The following is a 17,470-nucleotide window of genomic DNA, read 5'->3' on the forward strand; positions in this document are numbered from 1 at the left end:
TATTTTATAGCAAATGGCTATGACTAAAAAGAAAAAACATACCAAGAAGAAAAGACAGCTGCCTAAGACCAAGAAGAAAAAGGCAATGGCTAAGCAATCCATCAATGGTTCTAATCAATTTGAAACGCAAATGCGTGTTATGGGTAAGCGCTTGCTTGAGATCTTTAAGGATAAAAACACTGTCAATGCAACTTTAAGAGAGCATATTGAGACGATTGAGAGCTATTTCAGGAGATATGATTCTGTGCAGTTGCTTGGAAGCATTGGATTATATTTATTAGATAACCTTCCCAATCTTGAAAAGCATTTTATGGCTCAGATGAATGGCACAGAGATGCATCTGGACGAAAATGCTGAAGTGATAGCGGAGTATGCAATTAACTTTGGTCTTTCAATGCCAAACGATGGCAGAGATAATCCCACAGATGAAGTCGTTAAAGATTTGAGAAATAGATTGAGGGCTTTGTTCATGACATATATCTATCAAGATATACCTTTAGTTGATGATCCTATGCAGTCCATTGATTGGATGATTCATATGGATACTATAGTTGTTCGTGGTGATGGTTATCAAAATCATGTATATGAAGTATTTAAAGAAATGTTCTTCCCACATACAACCTTTTACCAACAACAATTTGATTATAGTGTTGACCAGCTATTTGATTTCTTTATGGATTTGGAAAATAGAGTTATATGCAAGATAGCTAGTCAAGAGACTATCTATGGTGCAACAAAAATGCATGATCGGTGGATGAAATGGGAAGAAAAGACTTTTGGCCCTATTGGCGATGAAGCCACATTGGAGAATAGGAATTTCTCAAAAGGTATGTTTGGCGCGTTCTTTGAAGCAAACCCAGATGTATCGCATACGGAAGATGGTATGCAATTCTTGATGCATCAACCAGATGATTATGGGGGTTCTGATATGATATTTTGGGTCTATCCTCAAAATGAGGTGGAGACAAGAATCCTAGATTCTCTTTCTATGAAATTTGGTGATAATTCTGCTTTTCTTGCAGAAAGCGAATTCAAAGGCAGTATTATGAATGGTCATAGTATTTTTGAGAAGCCGTTCGTTAAAGATGGTGATAAATATTATTGCTTTACTCCTATGATTCCTCATAGAAATCTGTTCTTGATTGCAGAAAAGCTTATGATGCGCAATGGAGTCTATTACCAGAAGAGTTTCCAGCAGAACACGAGTCCGATTAGCCGAGACGTTTATATTGAGAGTAAAGTAAAGTCTGTCATGAAGTCATTTCTGCCAGATGTCACATTTTATCCTTCTGCACATTATAAGATAGTGGAGGAGGGGGTAAAAAAGAATCCAGAACTAGATATTCTTGGTGTTTCAGATAAGGCTGTCTATATTATAGAAGTAAAAGCCCATGAACTTTCTTATAAGGACAGAGTTAGGCTGGATGGAGCTAAGGATAAGTTCAAAGCATCTGTTGCTGAGGCATGTAAACAATGCTGTAGGTCAGTTGATTTTATCAAAGGCTCAACAGAACCAGCATTTGGCACACAACAAGGGGCAGTTTTAATTGACAAGACGAAGCCAATATACAAGATAGCTGTAACCTTTCAGCATTATTCTTCATTGTTGGGACAGATGGATAAACTTGTGGCTGCCAGTTTGATGGAGGAACGCTTCCGTGATACATGGGTTGTGTCATTGTTTGACTTGATGGTTGTTGCTGACTTTATTGAATCAGAAGATGAATTTTTATCCTATCTTGATATGCGAAAAATCATTAATACTAATCATAGTACATTTCATGATGAACTTGATTTATTGAGTCAATTCCTCAATGATGATCTGGCTGATAAGGTAATGCCAAATAAGCCTATGATGATCATCGGTGGATCTAGTGATATTGATGAGGAATATGCAAAGGATTTCTATCTGCCAATAAATTTTGGATCCGAAAAGGAGTAAATGCATCAAATAATGGGTGTACTACTTATTTTTTTGCATATTAAAAGAATAATCTTATCTTTGCCTTTAGTATTCTCCATGAGCAAACTACCGCAAAAGCACGTAGCAAATCAGTGGGTTAAATCATGGGATATGCTTGAAGCTAAAAATATAAAATCTTAAATATCAGCGTGGTAACTCTGCAAAGAGAATCCTAGGCGATATTAAACAATGAGATACTTGAAAATAGAATCGTTCTTATAGCGAGCAAAACGATAAAACATAATCGTGTGCTAAATCATGTGGATTTCCAAATGGAAGAAACTATAAAACGGTGATAATCAACAGAGAGAAGATAATAGTTCTCTTGCTGGTGGCATCACTTGAAAAGCAGAGAGTTACAATTTAGTAGCTCTCTTTTTTTATGTCTTTACTCCTTGTTTGAGCGGCTGTTTAAGGGATCAAGGATCAACGTAAAAACCTGAGGGATTTTCTTTTTTATGCATACAACATAGTCAGTCTATATAAAAAGAAAATCCCTCAGGTTTTTACGTTGATCCGATAATCTTTATACATATACCGCAAGAAATATCCGATTCACAACAAAGAAAAGACTCATTCATTGAATATAAACGTTCAATGAATGAGTCCTTTTTACCGGTGGAGCTGGAGGGAGTCTCTCGAACCTTTTTATAAAATATCATAATCTATTAAACATCAGATTATTAAATAGTTATATTTAGCTATCATCTATCTAAATATCTCTTAATATCATTGCATATCTCAATTATTGGGTGTACTTTTGGGTGTAACTTTTCAAATACACCCAGTTTATGAACATCAAGAGAAATATCATCTTCGCACTGGAAAACCGTAAAAAAGATGGCATTCCTATCACTCAAAATGTACCCATCCGTATGCGTGTCGTTTTTGCAAGCCAACGGATTGAGTTTACAACAGGCTATCGGATTGATATGGAGAAATGGGATGCAGACAAGCAACGGGTAAGAAACGGCTGTACCAATAAGCTGAAACAAAGCGCATCAGAAATCAACACCGAACTACTGCGTCAATACACCGAGATACAGAATGTGTTCAAGGAGTTCGAAGTACAAGACATAATGCCCACCCCTGCACAAATCAAAGAGGCTTTCAATCTAAAAATGAAAGGAGAAAAGGAAGAGAGCCATCATGAGAAAGAGGAAGTGAAATTAGACTTCATGAAAATCTTTGATGAGTTTGTTGCCGAATGCAGCAAACAAAATGACTGGTCATCCTCTACTCTAAAGAAGTTTGCAACAGTAAAAAAGCACATCGCAACTTTTGATCCGAACACGACATTTGAGAGCTGGACGGAAAGACACTTCAATGAGTATATAGATTACTTACGCAGTGATAAAGATATGCGCAACACTTCCATAGCCAAGCAAATCAAGTTCTTGAAATGGTTTTTACGTTGGACTAACCGAAAAGGGTATCATCAAAACACCGCTTATGACAAATTCATGCCCAAAATGAAAAGTGCACCGAAAAAAGTAATATTCCTTACCCGGAATGAATTGGACAAAATCAGAGCCTGCCAGATACCTGCTGCCAAACAATACCTTGAAAGAGTAAGGGATGTTTTATTATTTTGTTGCTTCACAGGTCTTCGGCATTCTGATGTGTATAACTTGAAACGCAGCGACGTGAAAGAGGAACACATAGAAATTACCACCATCAAAACGGCTGACAGCCTTATTATTGAGCTGAATGACCACAGCAAAGCTATTCTTGAAAAATATAAAGATATTCCTTTCCAAAACAATAAAGCATTGCCAGTGGTAAGTAATCAGAAGATGAACGAGTATTTGAAAGAGTTAGGAGAACTGGCAGAAATAGACGAACCTGTACGGGAAACCTACTACAAGGGAAATGAACGAATAGACGAAGTCACACCTAAATATGCCTTGTTGAGCACCCATACTGGCAGACGCACATTTATTTGTAATGCTTTGGCTCTGGGCATTCCGGTGCAAGTGGTCATGAAATGGACAGGGCATAGCGACTACAAAGCCATGAAACCTTACATTGACATAGCAGACGACATCAAAATTCAGGCAATGAACAAATTTAATCTCCTATAAACATGAATACGATAACAACCCTCATACCCCAATACGGAGAGCTGAACAGAATCAGCAAAGACTGGATTGTAAGCCATACTTTCTCTTTTGAAAAGCAGAAATTCATCGTTGATTTCTACTCGGAATGGAGCGATATAAAGGCTTTTGAACAAGCTATCCTTGAACTGGTGCTGCATACACCGCCAGAACCATGTACCCTGCTGCTGAAAAGTCTGAAAAAGGAAGTCAGAGAATACACACGGCTTTATGAAGCTTACAGCCTTCCCCATGATGAAGTGATTATGCGTGTATGCAACCAATACGCAGACAGCTACAAGGAAGCCATCAAGGAAGAGATGGAAGTGGTAAACAGGCTACGCAAACCGATGAACGAAGCCAACAACCGCTATGATACCATTGGCTACCGAGAGCATACACCCGAAGAAGAAAAGCTGGCGGAAAGAGAATATGAGCGTTGCAAGGCTGAATATGAAAGGGAGAAAGCCCAGCTGGACCATCTTTATGAGCAGCAAACCCTTCTCTGGAAAGAAGCCCGGCAATACATGAAAAACCGTTGCGACGACATCTACCTGCTTAGCTTACACTTCATGGGCATCCTGACCAAATATGTACCGGACGAAGAAAACCAACCGAACGAAGCAGACAGGCAGAGCCGTACAGACAGCCAGCCAGAAACAGAAACGGCAACCGCATCGGCTACAGCTACGACTGCCGGATTGCCTGAATATTTCAGCATGAAACTGATTTCCCTCATTCATGAAATTTGTGTAGGGGAACAGTTTGAAGACATTACCGCACCGGATTTCTATGCCTGCATGAATCTGCATCCCTGCCAGTGCGTACTGAAAATAAAGCCAAGGGAAAAGATACGGGTATGCTATCTGATTTCCCTGATGAAGGAGCAGTTGCCAGAGCAGGATAAGGACAAATGGAAGGAAGCCATCCTGAAACACCTGGATATTGATGAAGACTATTACAAGTCCAAGTACAGGGAACCCGTCTCCGATTTACCCAGTATTCCCAACCAAAAGTTCGCCAAGGAAATGGACGGAATATTCCGATAACCCGTGATATTCCAATATATTTTACGACATGACCACTTATACCACTCAAAATAATTTTTGAGTGGTATTTTTATTTCTTGATATTCAGCGATATAACAAAACAATCCGTTTATATCATCCACATACTTACCACTCAAAACCCTACCTAATTTTGCATCGTTCGAGAACAGAAAAAAACAGCCTGTGCGCAGGGCTATTGTCAAACAAGTAATCATACGGACGATGAACAATCTCAAAGAACTGTTAGTGAAACCCGTCTGGCAGATGACAGGCGAAGAGTTCCTTTTTTTAAGCAGACACGCTTCTGTACAGGCAGAGGCGCAACCGCAGCCAACCACCGACACGGAAAGAAAGTACGTGTACGGCATACTCGGCATAGCCAAGCTTTTCGGATGCAGCCTGCCCACAGCCAACCGCATCAAGAAAAGCGGAAAGATAGACAAAGCCATTACCCAGATTGGACGCAAGATTATTGTGGATGCGGAACTGGCACTGGAACTGGCTGGAAAGAAAACCGGAGGACGCAGATAAAGGAGGTGATTATGGACTATATAAAAGAAATATCACCCGAACAAGCCGTTATCCTCTGGCAGGAATCCCGGCTAAGTCTGTCAAGATGCTACGAAAAAGCCCCCGAAATTCTGAAAGTACACGGCTCTGTCATCGGGACGCTGGGCAATTTCAGCGCATCCATCGGCAAAGCCAAGAGCAAGAAAACCTTCAATGTATCGGCTATCGTAGCCGCTGCATTGAAGAACAGTACCGTGTTACGATATGCGGCTGAACTGCCCGAGGAAAAGCGGAAAGTGCTTTATATAGATACGGAGCAAAGCCCCTACCACTGCCTGAAAGTGATGAAGCGGATTCTGCGGATGGCAGGATTGCCCGACGACAGGGACAGCGGTTATCTGGAGTTTCTCGCTTTGAGAAAATACACCCCGGAACAGCGCATCAGCATTGTAGAACAGGCTATCTACCACTCACCGGATATTGGGCTGGTCATCATAGACGGCATCCGGGATATGGTGTACGACATCAACAGCCCCGGTGAATCCACCCGCATCATATCCAAGCTGATGCAGTGGACGGACGACAGGCAGATTCATATCCATACGATACTGCATCAGAACAAGGGGGATGAGAACGCAAGAGGGCACATCGGTACGGAACTGAACAACAAGGCAGAAACAGTCCTGCTGGTGGAAAAGGACAAGGGGAACAGCGACATCAGCCATGTTTCCGCCATGCACATCCGGGCGATGGATTTCGAGCCTTTTGCATTCCGCATCAACGACCGAGCCCTGCCCGAACTTGCGGAAGGTTACAAGCCGGAAGTAAGGAAGCCGGGAAGACCCTCGGTGGAAAAGTTTGACCCTTACAAGGATATTTCAGAACCGCAGCACCGTGCCGCACTGGAAGCCGCTTTTGCACTGAAAGAGGAATACGGCTACAAGGAGCTGGAAGACACCTTAATCAAGACTTATCTGGCAGAGGGGGTTAGGCTGAATCACCAGAATGCAGTGGCACTTATCACCATGCTGCGCAACAAACGGATGATAGTACAGGAAAACGGCAGGAAGTATTCCTTCAAGCCCGATTACCACTATTAACCGGCTACATCGAAAATCACTTCACTTTATTCCCGTATCCTATATATACGACAATTTAGTGAAGTGATTTCAGAAACAGACTAATCGCTTCACTTTATTCCGGGGGGCTATATATTAGGAGTTTAGTGAAGTGATTGTACAGACCGCATAGTTTTAAGAGTTGCGGGCAAAAAAAGAAATAATCAAAGTACTCACTAAAAACGATTTCCTTATGAACATCGAGACTGCAAAACAAATCAATCTGGCTGACTACCTGCACAGCCTGGGTTATTCACCCGTCAAACAGCAGGGTATCAACCTCTGGTACAAATCTCCCTTGAGGGAAGAAACAGAGGCTTCCTTCAAAGTGAACACCGAACGCAACCAGTGGTACGACTTCGGTTTAGGGAAAGGGGGCGGTATCATTGAACTGGCTGCACACCTGTATGCTACCGACCATGTACCTTACCTGCTGGAGCGGATTGCGGAACAAACACCGCATGTACACCCGGTATCTTTCTCTTTTGGCAAGCAAGACTCTTTCGGTCCGAGCTTCCAGCAGCTGGAGATAGTACCGCTATCGTCTCCTGCCCTGCTTTCCTATTTACAAGGTAGAGGAATAAATCTGGAACTGGCAAAAAGAGAATGTAGTGAAGCCCGTTACACCCACAACGGCAAGCGTTACTTTGCCATCGCATTCCCTAACGGTTCGGGTGGGTTTGAGGTTCGTAACCCCTATTTCAAGGGCTGCATCGCCCCCAAGGAAATCTCCCACATCAGACAGGCGGGAAAAGCAAGGACTGCCTGCTATGTGTTCGAGGGTTTCATGGACTACCTTTCCTTTCTGACATTGAGACAGGAAAGCTGCCCGAATTATCCGGAATTGGACGGGCAGGACTACATTGTATTGAACTCCGTATCGAATATAAACAAGGCTCTCTATCCGTTGGGCAATTACGAACGCATCCACTGCTTTTTCGACAACGACCATGCAGGAATGGAAGCACTCCGGCAAATCCGCATGGAATACGGCAGAGACCGGTACATCCGGGACGCTTCGCAGATTTACAGCGGATGCAAGGACTTGAACGAATACTTACAGAAACAGATTGAAAGAAAAAGGCAGCTCCAGTCCGCCAAAGGGGTGCGCAGCCAATCACCGGAGAAGAAGAACGGCTTCCGGTTATAGCCCACTATAACTACACGCTCCGCTTTCGTAGTTGTGGGCTCTCCCGAGGGGATTAGGGCTTTGCCCTAATGACCCACTCAGGGCGTTTCACCCCTGAGAACCCCGAGCAAAGAGTGACCCTCTCTTTGCAATCTCCGCTTATGGGTTACCCCTAAGAACCCCTCTACGAAAGCGAGCAGAATAATCAATTGCAAACAAAAAAAAGAAGCTATGGCAACAAAATCAAGCATACATATCAAGCCTTGCAACATCGCATCGAGCGAGGCGCACAACCGAAGGACTGCCGAGTATATGCGTAATATCGGGGAGTCCAGAATCTATGTCGTTCCCGAACTTTCCACCGATAACGAACAGTGGATAAATCCCGACTTCGGCACTCCCGAACTGCGGACGCACTATGACAATATCAAGCGGATGGTCAAGGAAAAGACCGGACGTGCCATGCAGGAAAAGGAAAGGGAACGCAAGGGAAAGAATGGAAAGATTATCAAGGTGGCGGGATGTTCACCCATCCGTGAAGGAGTATTGCTTATCAGACCGGACACCACACTGGCTGATGTACGCAAATTCGGTGAAGAGTGTCAAAGACGCTGGGGCATCACTCCGCTACAGATTTTCCTGCACAAAGACGAAGGGCATTGGCTGAACGGTCAGCCGGAAGCGGAAGACAAAGAGTGCTTCCAAGTCGGTAACAGATGGTTCAAGCCGAACTATCATGCCCATATCGTTTTCGACTGGATGAACCACGAAACCGGGAAGAGCCGAAAGCTCAATGACGAGGATATGGCAACTATGCAGACCCTTGCTTCCGATATTCTCCTGATGGAACGTGGGCAGGCAAAAGCTGTTACAGGTAAAGAGCATTTGGAACGGAACGATTTTATCATTGAGAAACAGAAAGCCGAACTGCAACGTATAGAGGAAACCAAGCGACACAAGGAGCAACAGGTAAGCCTCGCCGAGCAGGAACTCAAACAGGTAAAAGCAGAGATACGTACGGACAAACTCAAAAGTGCAGCTACCGATGTAGCCACAGCCATAACCAGCAGTGTAGGTTCTCTTTTCGGAAGCGGTAAATTAAAAGATTTGGAACAATCTAACGAGAATTTACGTCATGAAATTGCCAAACGTGACAAGAGCATTGATGAATTAAAAGCCAAGATGCAGCAAATGCAGGAACAGCACGGCAAACAGATTCGTAATATACAGGGAATACATAATCAAGAGCTTGAAGCTAAAGACAAGGAAATATCACGATTGAATACCATTCTCGAAAAAGCATTATGCTGGTTCCCATTGCTCAAAGAAATGCTGAGAATGGAAAAATTATGCTATGTCACTGGTTTTACCAAGGGGATGGTTGATTCTCTTTTATACAAAAGGGAAGCTCTCAGATGTAGTGGAAAAATCTATTCCGAAGAATATAGACAGAGATTTGAAACAAAAAATGTAATTTTCAAAATTGAACGAAGCCCGATCAATAAGAATAAATTGATGCTGACTATAAACCAACAGCCAATCAGCGAATGGTTCAAGGAACAATGGGAGAAGTTACAGCAGCATCTGCGTAACTCAGTGCAGAAAGAACAAAAATCCAAAGGATTCAGAATGTAATCTGATAGTATTTGATTGGATTTCAATAAAATTGACTATCTTTGCAAGCGGATGGAGGTAACTCTGTCCAGACATATTAGAATTTTGAAGAAGCGTTATGCTTATCTTGTAAGTTAGAAACCTGAGAAACTTCGAACGTAGTACAAGGATAGCATAGTGGTTCTCACGCTATAGCGTGGGCTGCTATCACCATATCTGTACTACAAGGTTTTCTCAGGACCTCTAACTTAGGACGTGGGCATTTGCAGTTCCACGCTTCGTGGTTTAAACTAAAGGGTACTCAAGGAAGCTGCAAGACCCAATTCTCTTTTATTATGGAAATTATTTTTATTGGAATTGCCGTTATCTTAGGAATTTGGCTTCTATTTCATGCGGCTATATATTTATGGGTTTTATTCGAGGAATATGTTCTTCCTATACTCATATTTTGTGGAGTTGGCTCATTTTTCTTTTGGTTGATATTTTGGATATTTGGCATAAAAGAAATCTTTGGCATTTCTACCATGATTATAGGTGCTGTTATCGGTTTTATTCTATGGATATGGATAACTTTTTTTGGCGACAATGGGGGACATAGCGATTATGAACATGAAGATATGGATCATGACATGCCGATTCATGTAAAAATAGACAATTAATAACCCAATAAAAAAGAGTAAATATGAAAAAGTTTTGCTATTCGATTATCGGCTTATTTGTAATAGTTTTAGTAAGCAGTTGTAGTAATGGAAGTAAAGTGTTACAATCGCCTGAAGATGCCGTACGCGAAAGGTATGGGCTGCCGTGGCAAACAGAAGAAGAATATGAAGCCGCTTGCAAGTCTAACAGAAAGTTCCAAGGGCTTACACCCTTTACAGAGCTTCAAGAATGGTCGAAATATTATTATGAAGAAGATGCCGTATTCGAAGAAAAAGTCAAACAGTACGACATGATAAACAATACGCTTCAAAAACTGGCATTCGGGGTGATGTATAACAAGGGCAATGATGAAAACGCAATGAAAAAACTACTCATAGAATCAGGCTATGGCGATAATGAAGAACAATGCAAAGCCCTTATCGAAGGATTGAAAAAAGACGGATTCCTAATGAAAGAGCTGAATGAAATGCGCTTAGCGCACAGAAAGCGTATCATGGCAGAGATAACCCCTCTGTGCGAGTCTCTAAATGATGAAGGGATTGCGTTTCAGGCAGAAAACAGAGAAGGGATAGAAAACAATGTCATCAAAGAAGCGTATGTTACTGCGAAACCAAAGGACTATGAAATACAACCGGGACAATGTCCCTTTAATTTCTATATCAAGGCATCAATGCTGAAAGACGTCTATGTGAGTAGTTGTTCGATATATAATAAGACATTTCTAATGCATGAAGACGGAGAAGATTTTATATCGGGCATAATAGGCTTTGAAGACTTGAGATTGTTTCCATTTATCACAGGAAAGTTAGTTACATTTAGGTATTTCTAATATTAAAACCAAGAAACAATGAATATTAAGACATTTACTATTATCGCTATAGCATCATTTGCCGTTTTGTCAGTTACCGCATGCGGTGGGAAACAAAAAGCATCAATCGAAACCGAACAAACAGAAGAAACTTCAAAGACAGAAGTTATAGTGAGTGACAATAAACTTTTTATTAACTCTGATTTGTATAACATGTCGGAAGAAAAAGTGATATTCAATGCGCACGGCAGACTAGATCCTGACAACCCATCCTTTGGTACAGACCACATAGACCATTATCGCACTTTATTCGTTAAAGAAAATGGCGGATTGACCGTTGGCTATGTAGTTAAGACAACGAGAGGAATCACCCTGCAAACCGGGAAGACTTTCTATTTTTACAATGACTTATGTTTGAAGGAAAGAACAAGGGATCTTTACAATATTGTTGGGATGGTGAAAAACAATGGAGTCTTGATACCAATGAAAATCACAATTGACGGAGAGGACAACCGCATCATGCTGGAATGTAAAGGAGATGAGACGCTTACATTCGTTCCGCTTCGTGGTGATGATTCCGAAATTGAATATACGGTTCAAGCACTAAAAGATTATTGCTACAAGAACAAACTTACTATCCATGCTGTACCTTATCTGGAATTTACAAATTAAACAACCCTAATATAGCGAAATTCACTCTTTTAGTGAAATTGGGTAGTATAATTCCACAATGGTAAAAACAAAAGAGTCGTATCATTACTCATAAACGAGCTTGATACGACTCTTCTATTTAATTAGGTAACTACAATTCAAGAAGGTTGTTCTATTGGTTTATCAAAAATAACTAATTCGTCAAATAGAAGACATAATCATAAATAGCCCAATCTTTATATTTATAAATACCTTCTATCGGGAACTGTAATTTGCATTTCTTTTGGGCAGTTGAAAGTATAAGAGAAACATCGTCATCCGTAACTGTTAAGCCTTCAGGAAAAGCTAATGTAATATCAGTTATACAGCCATTTAAATCCGAATACAAAAAAATATTCATCCAACCTTTTACACCTTGAGACTTATATTTATTACAAATTTCATCTAAAAAAACTGATCCTTGCAAAATTACCGGAGGTGCATATAAACTTTCTTCTGCAAATGAGAAATTTCGGATAGACTCAGCTTTTTTCTCACTTGTATTTGTAGATACATACACATTGTTACCGATACTTTTTCTTTCAAATATTGACTGCGCAACAGTATATTGAAATGCAAGAAAAGCAAATAAAAAAAACAATATCTTTTTCATAACAGTAAATTTAATAAAGTTTGAGTAATGAATTAATGCATGATGTACCATAGTCGTAATTGCCAAACTTATATCCTTTTCCACTATATCCTCTACTATATTCTCCAAAAATATTGCTCCACTTTACGAATTCATTAATATCTATAGATGTAGGCTTCCCATTTGCACATATAGAAGCAACATACGTTTGAAATTCTCTTTCATATTGAGGTATTAAAGAAGGGTCAGTCAAGCCCGAAGTCCATAACGATTGATATGAAGGGTCACCATCTTCACCTTTAAAAGTCCAAGAATACCCAGCATGAATATATCTAATAATACCTTGATAAAAGGCTAATTCAAATTCCATCATACCTGTATCTCTTTTTTCCTTATCAGTATCTACTTTTTTACCCTGAACATCTCTTTGATACATGTGAATAAACTCATGTTCCATGCTGCTGGCTAAGATACCATAAGGAGGAAAAGCTAAACTTCCTTTTCTAAAATATGCCGACGCATATGTGTCATCCAAAAAGATAGTTCCAGCATAAGAAGTCTTATTGCGTACTGCTTCATCTATATTTCTATAGCAATTTATACTGGTCATTTTTGCATAAGCATCATTAACTTCTTTAATTTCAGCAGAAGTTAATGTCGGAGCTCCTCCTGTAAATAACGATGCCAAATTAGCGTTTAAGGCAGTTGAAACTGAACGGGTGCTTGGTTCAACATTACCTATAAATTCATCAACCTCATTAGTACAAGAAGACCAACATAGCCCAACGCATGTAAGTAAATACAAAATTTTCTTTTCCATAAGAGATCTGATTTTTAAGGTTATTACAAAACAGGAAGACTGTCACTATTTATAAGCAACTAATCATCCATGTTAATATATTTTTAAATAACAATTTTAGAAAAACAACTTAAATCGCTTACAGAAAGGATTAGATTATTTAATACTTTAAAATTTCAAAGGGGATGGAATGGAGTAACAAAATCGGGGTATTCACAAAAACTCAAGGTACAAAACAACAAGCAATACAGAAAACACCATTAGTTTTCATGATATACTTACCGCTCATCAAAAGTGGACCTGGGGAGAATCGAACTCCCGTCCAAACGAGGAAACCATATGCTTTCTACATGCTTATCTTTGCCTTCGGTTTTCGAGCATAAGCAAGACCAAAGCCACCAACCTATGCCTTATCTCCTAATATTTCGTAAGAGCTATGGAGAAGAACTCAAACTATCCCCGATTTTGCTGTGCCGCTTTATCAAACGCTTCGGAGCAAGAGCTTTTGAGCGACATCTCGTTTCCACCACTTTGGCAGAAATAAAGCTAATCTACTATACTTCGATTAAGCAGCGAGAGCATAATTTTCGTTGCCAGATAAAATTTTGATAACTGAGATTTAAGTGGAAATTACCGACCCACTGCATGCTTACATACCATTCCAACTCGCTGTCAATTCCAGTCAAGCCCAAAATGATATTTCAAAGTTACGTATTTATTTGATAAGAACAAACAAAACAGCAAAAAATATAATAGAATACCAGGCATCATAATAGTTAAATTATTTAAGACTTGTAGGTAGTGCTTGATATAAAGAATGATAATCAGACTATCACTTTTTATTTTAGGGTGTATTTCGGGGTGTAAATCCTGTAACAATCTGATTATCAATCTTATTTGTGGAGCTGGAGGGAATCGAACCCTCGTCCAAACGAGGAAATCATAAGCTTTCTACATGCTTATCTTTGCCTAAATTTTCGTGTAACGACAGAACCAAAGCCATCAACCGTTACCTTATCCTCTAAAGTTTCATCCGCACTCCGAGGCAAGTACGAACTATCCCCGATGTAACTGCACCACTTTGCCGGAACGCTTCGGAGCAACAGCTTCCGAGTGATGTCTCGTCCCAACACCTTGTGTCGGGATTAAGCTAATCTACTATGATTCGATTAAGCAGCAAGAGCAAATTGTCTTTCGCCAGATAAAATTTTGAAGACTGAGATTTAAGTGCAAATCAACGACGCACTGCATGCTTACTTACCATTTCTGCCCGCTGTCAAATCCAGTCAACCCCAGATATTTATAACCTGCAGCAGTTATGTGGCGGCAAAGATACGAATTAATTTCCGTATTATAATTCCTGTCCGGCAAATTATTTGTTTCAACGCACGAAACCGATAGTTTCATTGAAAAAAACTTTTAGTTTCAAAGGCTGGAACTATCAGTTTCAACCGTATGGAACAGAACTCTCCCATGTCATGGACAATAAATGTCCGTAGTCCGGACTATTTTGTCCTCCTCTGTTTCCGAAAATCCATATCTTTGACACCCGAAGAAAACTATTAAAAGCATACCATACCATGAAGAGATTGATTGTAGCCGCCTTGCTATTGGGCAGTGGCGCATTACTGTCGGCACAGAAAGCCACAAAGCTACCGGCACACTACAAGCCGGTGAGAAACGAAATGTACCATAAGGGTTGGATAGACTTCAACAAAAACGGTATCAAAGATACATACGAAGATCCCGCTGCAACGCTCGAAGCCCGCATAGAAAACCTCTTGGAGCAGATGACACTCGAAGAAAAGACCTGTCAAATGGTTACCCTCTACGGCTACAAACGAGTGCTGAAAGACGACCTCCCTACCCCCGAATGGAAACAGATGCTTTGGAAGGACGGCATCGGCGCTATCGACGAGCATCTGAACGGCTTCCGGCAATGGGGACTGCCGCCTTCGGACAATGAAAACGTCTGGCCCGCCTCACGCCATGCCTGGGCACTGAACGAGGTACAACGCTTCTTTGTCGAAGACACTCGCCTCGGTATTCCCGTAGACTTCACCAATGAGGGTATACGCGGCATAGAGAGTTACAAAGCCACCAACTTCCCCACCCAGCTGGGTTTAGGGCACACATGGAACCGAGAACTAATCCGCCAAGTAGGACTTATCACCGGACGAGAGGCACGTATGCTGGGCTATACCAACGTCTACGCTCCCATTCTCGATGTAGGTCGGGACCAACGCTGGGGACGCTACGAAGAAGTCTACGGTGAGTCTCCCTACCTCGTTGCCGAACTGGGCATCGAAATGGTACGCGGACTGCAACACAATCATCAGGTAGCCGCCACCGCCAAGCACTTTGCCGCATACAGCAACAACAAGGGAGCGCGTGAAGGTATGTCACGCGTAGATCCGCAAATGTCACCGCGCGAAGTAGAGAATATCCACATCTACCCCTTCAAGCGGGTAATCCGCGAAGCCGGATTATTGGGCGTAATGAGTTCCTACAACGACTACGACGGCATTCCCATACAAGGCAGCTACTACTGGCTGATGACCCGCCTGCGTCAGGAAATGGGATTCCGCGGATATGTAGTTTCGGACAGTGATGCGGTGGAATATCTCTACACCAAGCACAACACCGCCAAAGACATGAAAGAGGCCGTACGCCAAAGTGTGGAGGCAGGACTCAACGTGCGCTGTACATTCCGCTCGCCCGACTCTTTCGTACTTCCGCTACGCGAACTCGTAAAAGAAGGCGGACTGAGCGAAGAGGTTATCAACGACCGCGTGCGCGACATTCTTCGGGTGAAATTCCTTATCGGACTGTTCGACACTCCCTACCAAACCAATCTTGCCGGAGCGGACGAAGAAGTGGAAAAAGAAGCCAATGAAGCCGTTGCCCTGCAGGCATCCCGCGAGTCCGTTGTATTACTGAAAAATGCAGACGGCACACTTCCGTTGAACATCGACCGAATAAAGAAGATTGCCGTTTGCGGTCCGAATGCCGATGAAGAAGGTTATGCTCTGACCCACTACGGGCCACTTGCCGTAGAGGTCACCACGGTTCTCGAAGGAATACGCGAGAAAGTGCAAGGCAAGGCAGAGGTGCTTTACACCAAAGGCTGCGACCTCGTAGATGGACACTGGCCTGAGAGTGAAATTATAGAATACCCCCTCACCCCCGCCGAACAGGCCGAGATAGACCGTGCCGCAGCCAATGCCCGCCAAGCTGATGTGGCAGTAGTGGTATTGGGCGGCGGTCAGCGTACCTGCGGCGAGAACAAGTCACGCACAAGTCTGGAACTTCCGGGACACCAATTAAAGCTACTCCAAGCGGTACAAGCCGTGGGAAAGCCCGTGGTATTGGTATTAATTAACGGCCGTCCGCTGTCCATAAACTGGGCAGACAAGTTTGTACCCGCCATTCTCGAAGCTTGGTATCCGGGGTCCAAAGGCGGCACGGCAATAGCCGACATCCTCTTTGGCGACTATAACCCGGGCGGCAAGCTGACGGTCACTTTTCCCAAGACTGTAGGTCAGATACCGTTCAACTTCCCCTGCAAACCGGCTTCACAGATTGATGGCGGCAAGAATCCCGGACCGGACGGCAATATGTCGCGCGTCAACGGTGCGCTATACCCCTTCGGCTATGGTCTGAGCTACACTGACTTTAAGTATTCCGACCTCGAAATTACTCCCAAAGTAATCACTCCCGATCAGAAAGCCACCGTACGGCTAAAAGTAACCAATACCGGCAAACGTGCAGGCGATGAAGTGGTACAGCTCTATATCCGTGATATCCTAAGCAGCGTCACCACCTACGAAAAGAACCTTGCCGGCTTTGAGCGCATCCACCTGAACCCCGGAGAAACCAAAGAGGTGACTTTCACACTGGACCGCAAGCACCTCGAACTACTGAACGCCGACATGAAGTGGACAGTAGAACCGGGAGAATTCGCCCTTATGGCAGGCGCTTCTTCCGAGGACATCCGCCTGAACGGCATACTCACCGTAGAAGATTATCAAAGCCGTCTGCAAGCACTCGAAAGCCGGAAACCCGTCAGCCCCGTAACGGCAAGTACCGATATGGAAAACGCATCGAAGGTGCTCGACGGAGAAATCAACACCGCTTGGCAAGGCAACAAGGGAGACTATATCACCTTTGCCCTGAAGAACGGAGCCAAAATAGACGAAATATCCATCGCCTTCAAACGTGAGAACAAGCTGCCCGCAGAATTTGAAATACAGCTCTCGGGCGGTGGCGGACAATTCCTGACGGTTTACTCGGGTACTGTCAGCCGGTACGACCAACTCATCTCCTACTCTTTCAAAGGAACGACTGCCAGTGACTTGCGTATTGTAGTGAATGACGACCGCGTAGGAATAGCGGAGGTACTCATTCCAACATTCAACTATTAGTTAATCTTTCGTAAA

At 42.5% G+C, this 17,470-nt stretch carries 13 protein-coding genes and 2 other RNA genes; 11 read left to right on the forward strand and 4 right to left on the reverse strand.

Annotation, left to right across the window (positions count from 1 at the left end; all coding sequences use genetic code 11):
* Positions 1-13 precede the first annotated feature (13 nt).
* From KG118_RS00240 to KG118_RS00285, 10 genes are all read left to right on the forward strand, one after another.
* Entirely contained in the window at positions 14-1,942 is a 1,929-nt protein-coding gene (locus KG118_RS00240; RefSeq protein ID WP_199598827.1) for a hypothetical protein, read from the forward strand.
* Between the two features lie 812 nt (positions 1,943-2,754).
* Positions 2,755-4,047: a site-specific integrase gene (locus KG118_RS00245; RefSeq protein WP_007478456.1), complete on the forward strand. Its 1,293-nt coding sequence runs from the start codon at positions 2,755-2,757 to the stop codon at positions 4,045-4,047.
* 2 nt (positions 4,048-4,049) lie between these two features.
* Positions 4,050-5,111 (forward strand): hypothetical protein, encoded by a 1,062-nt coding sequence (locus KG118_RS00250; protein WP_005654523.1) that lies wholly within the window; start codon positions 4,050-4,052, stop codon positions 5,109-5,111.
* 222 nt (positions 5,112-5,333) lie between these two features.
* Positions 5,334-5,642 carry a DUF3853 family protein gene (locus KG118_RS00255; RefSeq protein WP_005654521.1) on the forward strand — a complete coding sequence of 103 codons (309 nt, stop codon included), beginning with the start codon at positions 5,334-5,336 and terminating at the stop codon, positions 5,640-5,642.
* Positions 5,643-5,653: 11 nt separating this feature from the next.
* The gene (locus KG118_RS00260; protein WP_005654519.1) at positions 5,654-6,721 is read left to right on the forward strand and encodes an AAA family ATPase; all 1,068 of its coding nucleotides are present in this window, start codon (positions 5,654-5,656) and stop codon (positions 6,719-6,721) included.
* Positions 6,722-6,932: 211 nt separating this feature from the next.
* Entirely contained in the window at positions 6,933-7,889 is a 957-nt protein-coding gene (locus tag KG118_RS00265) for a toprim domain-containing protein (protein WP_117808953.1), read from the forward strand.
* 210 nt (positions 7,890-8,099) lie between these two features.
* Positions 8,100-9,503 carry a hypothetical protein gene (locus KG118_RS00270; protein ID WP_005654510.1) on the forward strand — a complete coding sequence of 468 codons (1,404 nt, stop codon included), beginning with the start codon at positions 8,100-8,102 and terminating at the stop codon, positions 9,501-9,503.
* A 314-nt stretch (positions 9,504-9,817) separates the two neighbouring features.
* Positions 9,818-10,141, forward strand: a complete 324-nt coding sequence (locus KG118_RS00275; protein ID WP_005654503.1) for a hypothetical protein — start codon at positions 9,818-9,820, stop codon at positions 10,139-10,141.
* Between the two features lie 23 nt (positions 10,142-10,164).
* Positions 10,165-10,971, forward strand: coding sequence for a hypothetical protein (locus tag KG118_RS00280; RefSeq protein WP_005654501.1), 807 nt, complete (start codon positions 10,165-10,167; stop codon positions 10,969-10,971).
* An 18-nt stretch (positions 10,972-10,989) separates the two neighbouring features.
* Positions 10,990-11,622, forward strand: a complete 633-nt coding sequence (locus tag KG118_RS00285; protein WP_005654499.1) for a hypothetical protein — start codon at positions 10,990-10,992, stop codon at positions 11,620-11,622.
* Between the two features lie 172 nt (positions 11,623-11,794).
* On the opposite strand, the gene KG118_RS00290 is transcribed toward KG118_RS00285, so the two are convergent.
* The 4 genes from KG118_RS00290 to ssrA (KG118_RS00305) all read right to left on the reverse strand — a co-directional run bounded on the left by KG118_RS00290 (position 11,795) and on the right by ssrA (KG118_RS00305) (position 14,325).
* Positions 11,795-12,253 (reverse strand): hypothetical protein, encoded by a 459-nt coding sequence (locus KG118_RS00290; protein ID WP_005654497.1) that lies wholly within the window; start codon positions 12,251-12,253, stop codon positions 11,795-11,797.
* A gap of 10 nt (positions 12,254-12,263) precedes the next feature.
* The gene (locus tag KG118_RS00295) at positions 12,264-13,052 is read right to left on the reverse strand and encodes a hypothetical protein (RefSeq protein ID WP_005654492.1); all 789 of its coding nucleotides are present in this window, start codon (positions 13,050-13,052) and stop codon (positions 12,264-12,266) included.
* 271 nt (positions 13,053-13,323) lie between these two features.
* Positions 13,324-13,721, reverse strand: a transfer-messenger RNA (tmRNA) gene (gene ssrA, locus KG118_RS00300).
* Between the two features lie 207 nt (positions 13,722-13,928).
* Positions 13,929-14,325: a transfer-messenger RNA gene (ssrA, locus tag KG118_RS00305) on the reverse strand.
* Positions 14,326-14,611: 286 nt separating this feature from the next.
* Between ssrA (KG118_RS00305) and KG118_RS00310 the strand changes: the two genes are divergently transcribed.
* Complete coding sequence (locus tag KG118_RS00310; protein ID WP_117712881.1) at positions 14,612-17,455, forward strand: beta-glucosidase; 2,844 nt, start codon at positions 14,612-14,614, stop codon at positions 17,453-17,455.
* Positions 17,456-17,470 lie beyond the last annotated feature (15 nt).

This window comes from Bacteroides propionicigenes, from assembly GCF_018390535.1.
GTDB lineage: Bacteria > Bacteroidota > Bacteroidia > Bacteroidales > Bacteroidaceae > Bacteroides > Bacteroides propionicigenes.

Bases quoted from the DNA above. Each gene is read 5' to 3' on its own strand.
- KG118_RS00240 (WP_199598827.1), top strand. From the start codon at position 14: ATGGCTATGACTAAAAAGAAAAAACATACCAAGAAGAAAAGACAGCTG.
- KG118_RS00245 (WP_007478456.1), top strand. From the start codon at position 2,755: ATGAACATCAAGAGAAATATCATCTTCGCACTGGAAAACCGTAAAAAA.
- KG118_RS00250 (WP_005654523.1), top strand. From the start codon at position 4,050: ATGAATACGATAACAACCCTCATACCCCAATACGGAGAGCTGAACAGA.
- KG118_RS00255 (WP_005654521.1), top strand. From the start codon at position 5,334: ATGAACAATCTCAAAGAACTGTTAGTGAAACCCGTCTGGCAGATGACA.
- KG118_RS00260 (WP_005654519.1), top strand. From the start codon at position 5,654: ATGGACTATATAAAAGAAATATCACCCGAACAAGCCGTTATCCTCTGG.
- KG118_RS00265 (WP_117808953.1), top strand. From the start codon at position 6,933: ATGAACATCGAGACTGCAAAACAAATCAATCTGGCTGACTACCTGCAC.
- KG118_RS00270 (WP_005654510.1), top strand. From the start codon at position 8,100: ATGGCAACAAAATCAAGCATACATATCAAGCCTTGCAACATCGCATCG.
- KG118_RS00275 (WP_005654503.1), top strand. From the start codon at position 9,818: ATGGAAATTATTTTTATTGGAATTGCCGTTATCTTAGGAATTTGGCTT.
- KG118_RS00280 (WP_005654501.1), top strand. From the start codon at position 10,165: ATGAAAAAGTTTTGCTATTCGATTATCGGCTTATTTGTAATAGTTTTA.
- KG118_RS00285 (WP_005654499.1), top strand. From the start codon at position 10,990: ATGAATATTAAGACATTTACTATTATCGCTATAGCATCATTTGCCGTT.
- KG118_RS00290 (WP_005654497.1), bottom strand. From the start codon at position 12,253: ATGAAAAAGATATTGTTTTTTTTATTTGCTTTTCTTGCATTTCAATAT.
- KG118_RS00295 (WP_005654492.1), bottom strand. From the start codon at position 13,052: ATGGAAAAGAAAATTTTGTATTTACTTACATGCGTTGGGCTATGTTGG.
- KG118_RS00310 (WP_117712881.1), top strand. From the start codon at position 14,612: ATGAAGAGATTGATTGTAGCCGCCTTGCTATTGGGCAGTGGCGCATTA.